The sequence below is a fragment of the Rickettsiales endosymbiont of Peranema trichophorum genome (assembly GCF_004210275.1).
GTDB lineage: Bacteria > Pseudomonadota > Alphaproteobacteria > Rickettsiales > Midichloriaceae > RICK02.
Genome location: NZ_SCFA01000003.1, coordinates 1 through 7,623, shown reverse-complemented (window position 1 = coordinate 7,623; position 7,623 = coordinate 1). Strand labels below are relative to the sequence as shown.

Genomic DNA, 7,623 nt, shown 5'->3' with positions numbered 1-7,623 from the left:
GGTTCTCAAACTGCTGGAAGAAACGAAGCAAGCAGTATCGCTTGATGCGATCAAGGAATGGTACAATGGTTATCAAATAGGGAGGCATGTATTGTACAATCCCTGGTCGATAATAAAGTGTTTAAAGAACCATGGGAAGTTAGAGACGTACTGGGTCAATACATCAGGGAATGAGTTGATAGAAGAGCTGTTAAAGGATGCGAAGCCGGAAGTCAGAAAGGAATTTGAGGAGTTGTTGCAGGGCAAGGTAATAACACAAGTACTGTCTGAGAATTTGGTGTTTCCCGACATAAAGAAGAAGCCGGAAGCCTTATGGAGTCTGTTACTGTATGCAGGATATCTGAAGGTGCTAAGTAGCAAGTTTATGGAGTATCACCTTGTATGTGAGATATCTGTACCGAACAAGGAAGTTGGAGGAGTATATAGTCAAATAGTATCTGAATGGTTTAGCGAGGCAGGAAGCATAGACTCATACAACAGCTTTGTGAGGAGCTTGATGGATGGAGATATGGAGAGGTTTGAGATGTATATCACAAGCTACATAATGCAAAGCGGGAGCTACTTTGACTTTAATAAGAACACGCCTGAGCGAGTGTTTCATGTGTTTATATTGGGTCTGGTAGTGGGATTGAGAGGAGCATACTACATACGCTCTAATCAAGAGTCGGGGCTTGGAAGGTTTGATGTAGTGATGTTGCCAAAGGAGAGTGGAAGAGCTGGCATACTACTGGAGTTCAAAGCAACAGATGATTCGAAGAAGCTGAAGGCAAAGGCGCAAGAAGGGTTGAAGCAGGTGAAGGACAAGCAATACCTTGAGCTATTTAGACAGAACGGAGTGAAGGAAGTATTGGCGATAGGGTTGGCGTTTTGTGGGAAGCAACTGTGTTTGGTGAATGAGAAGGTTGTGGTTTAATTGAGAGGTTCATGGGTTATCTGTTCAGGTTTGTCACACAGTGTGTACACGAGTTGAGGACTTGTTGTGGAGGGTTTCTGGCCGTTTGTGGACACAGTGTGTTAACAAAAGAGATATTCATGTGTGCACATTGTGTACATAACCTATACGCCTTGATTTTCCTACATTTGGTACAGGCATCAAGGGATGCGATTGGTGTGTGCGTGCGACCCGTGAAACGGTCTATTGTTGACTGTTGCAGTTAGTCGGAAACCTTGATCAAAAGCTAGTCTTTTGCTTAAGGATAGGAAAGTCTGAAAACCTATTAGGTTTTCGGATTATACTATATTTCCTTCTATCATGCAACCTGATGTTCTGCCATCAGTACGCTACCTGAACATGCATTGTTGGTAACGACTTTGTGCGAAGCTTCAGGAAGAATGTAACCTGAGATCTTAGGATCTGCAGTATTATCCGTGAGGATGAAACTGCGCTGCAAGCATTATGCGGCAGGGTCCTAGCATTTAGTGCTATGGCTAATGTAAGTGAACCTTCGTTTAAGTGCCGTGACAATCGGCGGGCTAAAGATGCTGATAAGCAATAATGTTTCCGCTTCTACATCAGAGCATCCATTAATTTAGCTTTATCTTGTTTTACCTGTGATTTGTTGTATGATTAGAGTATTATATTTCGTAGCAAAATATCATGATAGAAAGGGGAAGAGGAAGCAAACCATCTGCGAAACGAGGGGTGGTGGCTACGTGGGATGTCTCTGTGTCTAAACGACCAGCTGTCTCTGAGCGACAAGGGTCACCACCACAGCATAAGCATCCTCTTGATGTGTTAAGCGAACTGCTCAATATGTTATGTATTGGGACTGGTGAAGTATGTGCAGCAGTTGCATGTGTAGGTGAACAACTTGTAATTGCTACAAATTCGGCTACTAAAGCACCAGGCGATGGGGGGGTCACAAGCCTTCTGGAACGGAACAGGTGGTGCAAGAGCGGCAAACAATAAGAGAAAGCGCTATTAAGTTAGTGATGGATTATATGTATGATGTTATAAAAATAGCTGATGAATATTATCAAGGCAAGGCTACAGCATCTCGAACTGTTGTAGCTCCTAGGTTGCAGCGACAAGAGGGTGGACCATATCAGGAGTTCCAAGCTACAATTAGCAAGGTGTTTGGACAGATTCAAGAACAGATAGCAAAGTCGTACACTACTACGGATACACAACTTATTATTGAGAGGATCTTACAATTGACAAAGTCTATAGCATTAAGTTGCCATGTGGGGCATGGTACGGGATATGGTGATAATGTGGTTGCTATGTCATCAGAAGTGATGCAAATTTTTAGACGTGGAATAGATGTGACGCAAGAAAGGCTGGGTGTTAGAAGTGCTGGAAGACCGGATCTTGCTCAGCAGGCAATTGAGACAGATACTAAGAACTCGAGAAGTAAGAGTTGTTATAGGTATCTAGGACCTAGAGAACAGGGTGCAACTGGTGTGCATGCTGAGATGAGGCTGTTAGGCCTCGTCATTGCTGGAATAGTGCAGGATGTCGTCAAGTTCCAAGATCAAGATAATATACCAAAGACACCAAAATATTACGTAGGAATATCGCAAGAGTGTTGCGACTCTTGTAAAACAGTGATGGATATTGTTAATGAAGCGTTAAAAGAGGTTCTGGCACCACTGACAGGAGAAAATGTTATTGGATTTAGAGGTGGCCATGGTGGTGTGTTTCCATCATCACCTCCTAATTTCTTAGGGGTCGATACTGATGTGGCTGTAAGTCGGCTGTGCTCTTCACCCTCTGTTAGTCAGATTACTGAGGATGTACAAGGTATGGTAAAAGGCAAGCTAAGAGAAGTCATAGTAGCCATATCAGGTAAGCTATGTGAAAGAATTAGGTCTACTTCTGGAGCAGGCGCTGGCACCTCAATAACAAGGGAGGGTGTTGGGGAGCGCCACCAACAACCCCAAAGTATTTCAGAATGGTTTGGTAGAGAGGCTAGTAGAGAAAGACAAAGAACACCACCAATACATATTCCAAAACCAGGTGCACATACGTATGCCGACATACGTAATGTGTTTAAATCTAAAGAAGAAATACAAAGGACTAACCAGGATGCAGAAGCGTTATGGACTGGAATGGTTGATAGAGGGAGGGGTGGTGATAGTTTAGGTAGAGGAAGGACATGATGACACGGATGGACATTGATGCAAATGTGTTTGACTTTTTAAGGAGCGTTTCTATAGGGGACTTAGATAAAGTGGCCCAATATTTGGAAGATGGGATGGACGTCAATGCGGTTGATATACTAGGAGAAACAGCTCTCTACATTGCTGTGAAACGTGTAGATATATTTATGTGTCATTTGTTACTGACACAGCCAAGTATATGGATAGATAAAGCGTACAGAGGCAACTGGACACCACTGCAATTAGCAGTATATCTTGGTAATTATGAAATTGTAGAGCTATTATTAGAGCGCGGTGCAGTCTCTAATATAGTTGACAGATCTATGAATACACTGCTTCATTTAGCGGTGTATGGTGGGAATATAGATTTAGTGCACCTATTTTTAGAAAATAGAGTGTCTGTGGATGAACTGGACATAGAGGGAGCAACGGCTTTAAATATTGCTGCAAAATATGGGTATAATGATATTGCTGCTGTCTTGCTGCAATATGAAGCGAATCCAGAGTTGTGTGAGGAACGAATTAGTCGCTCTCCTGAATTCATAGCTGTGGTAAAAGATGCAGAACTAGTACTTGCTCATAACAAGGCATTAGTACTGCAGATAGTGGAGCATGCAATGCTTCTTTGGGAGTATTCTATGACGCCGGAGATTGTCCATCTTATTGCTGGCTACTATAGCAGCCCACATTGGTGGGAAAGATTTGATACCGAGGTCTTGGATACATTACAGGATGGCATTGAAAAGAAGATGATAGAGAGGAGTGTTGTGAGTACTCAAATTTCAGAACACGACACTAATGTAGTTGCGAGCAGAAGTTGCGGAGATGATCTAGCGGTATTAGAGATACAAAAGCCAGTAAGCCAGGATAGCCCGTCAGAGCTCTTTTCGAACACCAGAACCCAAGAATGTGGGATCAAAGTTGGTATTATCGATATTTATCGGATGGTAATATATCGACATGAGATCAGCAAATTTTTAGAAATATTGGAACGAAACGACATAAAACTAGATTTAGCCAAGACCTTGCCGATAAGGCTAGATATTTTGCGTAATTATGGGGAATTTAAGAAGAGCATCCTTCTGAAACTACACCCTGACAAAGGAGGAAAAGCGGAAGATTTTGCATTTGCAAAAGAATTACAGCAAAAAATGAATGCAGATATCGATATAAACAGAATAACAGCAGAAAAAGCAGCAAAAGTGCAAGTGGCGATGTACAAAGCAGCGTTAGGCATCAAAGTAGCAGATACTGTTGTGGGTGTACTAAGAGGGGTCAATCAACCAACACTAGAGAACGGCAAGAAACTAGTATTTGACTCAGTACACATATACGGAATGTACAAAGGATTGAACGGGTACGGTTTAGCAATAGGAGGGTTAGAAGCTGGGTATCAAGCATATCAAGGTGAATACGCAGAAGCTATCAAGTATCTAGCCATCACAGGAGCATACATGGCATTACCTATGGTGATGGCGGCGACAGGAATGCCATATGCAGGATTGGTATTTGCATCGAGCATGACAGTCTACAGCGCTTACCACCTGATGCACAACACACATACTCTGTACATAGAGTACACAAGCGAAGACAATCCCGCAAAATCATCAGAGGCTTACACAAACCTATACAGCTCACTAGTACAAACCCCACTACACGAGTTTGGCGCCACTGGAGAGGACAATGTAGAAATAGCACAAGAGCAACCATTGCAAGAATTGGTGTATGATGTATAAAGGCTCCATATAGGCTTATCAGCAACATAGGTGTGGGAAGTCCCAATAGCGTATTATACGAACAATGCGATGTAGTGTAGGAGGAAAGGGGCGCAGAGGAGATCGGGTGTGTGATGAGAGTCTGACATTACAAAGTAGGAAGCGGAGGAGAGGGTGGCAAAAAGGACATAATGTGTGGATTATTCGTATAATTAGCACGTATAATAATATGTACTCATTTTAAAATATAACTTGCATTATACGAACTAAATGCATATGCTAACTCTGCACCCTATTATACCATTTTTCGGAAATAATTTAGCTAATAATTGAGAGAGCATATTTGTGCCAAGGTTATTAATTGTGTTGTACAATTCTTAATAAACTCGCATACTGAATCCTCTAAAGCTTCCAAGGTATCATATACCTTGTTCGTGATGGTATTGCGTTTCAAGTATTGCCACCATCTCTCTATAGGGGGTCAATATAGGATTGGGAGAAAACAGTACGCTAAGGATAAAGTATATGCGTTAGATTGACAGTAACATTGGATTTACGAACTAGGATAGCTAATAATGAAATAATATTGCAATATCTATATTGACGCTTTGTACGTCTTAAACTATACTCGCGGCGGCAACCAATATAATTAATAGGTTAGTGTTAAAAATGAGAGAGGTTTATGGAATATAAGGGTGATGAGAGGGAGTGGTATCAGCGTCCTGATGCCTACCCAGATACAGGTTGGGTAATACAGAAGGCGAATGAGCTTGAGGCGCGTTTAAAAGTCACTGAAGAAAAAGCACGCCGTGCTGAAACGGCCGCAGAGGAGTGTAAAGTACAACAAGAGCGGATGGTAAGGGAACGAACCACACAGGAAAAGGCACAACATCAAGCTCAAGGAGAAACTCTAAAAAAGGTAAATGAGCTTGAGGCACGTTTAAAAGTCACTGAAGAAAAAGCACACCGTGCTGAAATGGCTGCAGGGGAGTGTAAAGTACAACAAGAGTGGATGGTAAGGGAACGAACCACAGAGGGAAAAGCACAACATCAAGCTCAAGAAGGGGCCGCAAAGAAGAAAATTACACAAGAGGCAACGCAACAAAATCCTGACGAAACGACGAGAGAGCAATTAGAGGAGTGTCGCTATAGATATAAAGACATGCAGCAGAAATTTAAGGATACAGCTTTTATTTATAAGCAGGGATGGGGACTGGGAGTTATGAACACAAAGTCAGAGGAGTCATGTGCACACCTTATATCTTTGTACGCCAAATTACGATCTGAACAGGATCGGTTAACAGATGTAAGCTTTGAGCAACTAAAGAGCACGACTTTTCTTTATCAGAAGTTGTATGAACTACAACTTCTGTGCAGTGACTTGAAGAAGTCACAAGAGGCTCTCGCGTCCTCTTACGAACGATTGGAGACTTCTTATAATACTCTTGACGAGAAAGTTGCAGCAGTTTTGGCCGGTATGGAGTCATGTCATAGGGAGAATAAAGAGAGAGACTGGAGCGATATCATGGATTTCATATTAGGAGAATATAACAAGTTGGATGATGTTGAAGATGTACAGCAGGATTTGACAACACCCGGTGAGCACATTCAATAGTCCGTGCGTCAGAAGTGCTGTAGAGGTTATATTATGAGGGATTGAGTTGATAGAATGGATTGAAAATCCATAAGAGAAGTGTATTAGATAGGCAGAAAGCTTATGGATTTTACATATCAGATATGCCAACAGAAAACAAAGTTTTTAGTCAAAAACAAGGAAGATTATTTTGCATTAAGTTTGCAGATGTATTGAACCATAAAAACAAACTATACAAATTACGAGATTTGGTAGATTGGTCTTCGCTAGAAGCTAGACCATTATCGGATGTGAAAATCAAGCAATTTGGTAGGTCACGTAAAGAGCATAGAGTGATGCTGGCTCTTGCAATGCTACAAGCGATGTACAATGGGTCAGATACATTCGCAGAAGAGGAGCTGAAGGAGAATATGTACTGGCAGTATTTCTGTGGATTTGAGTATGTACAGCAAGATGTGGATGTATCTGAAGCTACTATTCGTAGGTTTTGTGGTATTTTAGGTGAAGGAGGCTATAATGAGATTCTGAAAGAGCTTCTGCGTATAGGTCTGAAAGTCGGAGCGCTCAAAAAAAAAGACTTGGAGTCGGCGATTATAGATACGACAGTTCAGATTAAGAATGTGAAGCATCCACATGATGCATTGTTAATGGAAAAGGCAAGGAAGGAGGTTGTTAATCTTTGCAGGAAGCTGGGAATAGAGCTAAACGAGACATATGCGAAGTTTTTTAAGTACGGGATGATGAAGCTCTGGAAGTATAAGAAAGATAGCAAAGCGAAGGTAAGAGGTAAGATACTGAAAAGCATCAAAGTTCGTCTTGGTAGACTGCTTCGAATAGCGACAAGAGGTATAGAAGATAGAGGTCTGATACTAGAGGATAGTGCGAGAATTGTTCTGTCTAAAGCGCGTGATATTCATGCTCAGTCAGTGTTGAACAAAAGAGAGAAGGAGTTGTATAAACAAGACAAGAAGGTTATCTATAGCTTCCATGCACCTGAGGTAGCATGTATAGGGAAAGGTAAACTGAATAAGCCATACGAGTTTGGGAATAAAGTGTCTATAGCTGTGAGTGGTAGAGGTAACTTTGTAGTGGGAGTGAAATCATTCCACGACAATCCTTACGACGGTCACACACTTGAGCAGACTATATTAGCGGTGAAAGCGTTGGGGATTGAGCCAGGCAAGTATTTTGTAGATCTCGGGTATAGAGGAC

At 41.8% G+C, this 7,623-nt stretch carries 6 protein-coding genes; all 6 read left to right on the top strand.

Annotated elements, in window-relative coordinates; genetic code table 11:
- On the top strand, positions 1-913 hold a 913-nt coding region (locus EDM53_RS00255), incomplete at its 5' end, for a PD-(D/E)XK nuclease domain-containing protein (protein WP_207215377.1).
- Positions 914-1,597: 684 nt separating this feature from the next.
- Complete coding sequence (locus EDM53_RS00250; protein ID WP_130121287.1) at positions 1,598-1,909, top strand: hypothetical protein; 312 nt, start codon at positions 1,598-1,600, stop codon at positions 1,907-1,909.
- Entirely contained in the window at positions 1,888-3,102 is a 1,215-nt protein-coding gene (locus tag EDM53_RS00245) for a hypothetical protein (RefSeq protein ID WP_130121285.1), read from the top strand. Before EDM53_RS00250 ends, EDM53_RS00245 begins: the two co-directional genes overlap by 22 nt.
- Complete coding sequence (locus EDM53_RS00240) at positions 3,099-4,838, top strand: ankyrin repeat domain-containing protein (RefSeq protein WP_130121283.1); 1,740 nt, start codon at positions 3,099-3,101, stop codon at positions 4,836-4,838. The genes EDM53_RS00245 and EDM53_RS00240 overlap by 4 nt, the downstream gene beginning before the upstream one ends.
- 661 nt (positions 4,839-5,499) lie before the next feature.
- Positions 5,500-6,432 carry a coiled-coil domain-containing protein gene (locus EDM53_RS00235; RefSeq protein ID WP_130121281.1) on the top strand — a complete coding sequence of 311 codons (933 nt, stop codon included), beginning with the start codon at positions 5,500-5,502 and terminating at the stop codon, positions 6,430-6,432.
- A gap of 122 nt (positions 6,433-6,554) precedes the next feature.
- A partial coding sequence (locus EDM53_RS00230) for an IS5 family transposase (protein WP_130121279.1) occupies positions 6,555-7,623 on the top strand: 1,069 nt, incomplete at its 3' end.

What these genes read in the sequence shown, in the direction of transcription:
- EDM53_RS00235 (WP_130121281.1), top strand. Translation starts at nt 5,500, where the DNA reads ATGGAATATAAGGGTGATGAGAGGGAGTGGTATCAGCGTCCTGATGCC.
- EDM53_RS00240 (WP_130121283.1), top strand. Translation starts at nt 3,099, where the DNA reads ATGATGACACGGATGGACATTGATGCAAATGTGTTTGACTTTTTAAGG.
- EDM53_RS00250 (WP_130121287.1), top strand. Translation starts at nt 1,598, where the DNA reads ATGATAGAAAGGGGAAGAGGAAGCAAACCATCTGCGAAACGAGGGGTG.